The following is a 243-nucleotide window of genomic DNA, read 5'->3' as shown; positions in this document are numbered from 1 at the left end:
CCTTCACCGGCACGCTGGTGACCTTGTCGCCGTCCAGTCGGTAGACGAAGTGCCCGTCGACGCCGCGTTGCACCACCGGCGGCGGCACCACCAAGGCGTTTTCTTCCACGGCGGTGCGCAGGCGGATGGTGACCAGCTGGCCCGGCCACAGTCGGCCGTCCTTGTTGTCGAACTCGGCCTTTACCCGCACGGTACCGGTGGTGCCGGAAATCTGGTTGTCGATCAGTGCCAGGTGGCCTTCAC

Annotated in this window: 1 pseudogene; it reads right to left on the bottom strand. The window is 66.3% G+C overall.

From position 1 onward, the window contains the following. Positions 1-243, bottom strand: a pseudogene (locus tag SB765_RS32945) (efflux RND transporter periplasmic adaptor subunit); the annotation flags it as partial.

This window comes from Pseudomonas sp. SIMBA_067, from assembly GCF_046534675.1.
GTDB lineage: Bacteria > Pseudomonadota > Gammaproteobacteria > Pseudomonadales > Pseudomonadaceae > Aquipseudomonas > Aquipseudomonas putida.
This window is presented reverse-complemented; position numbering and strand designations above follow the sequence as displayed.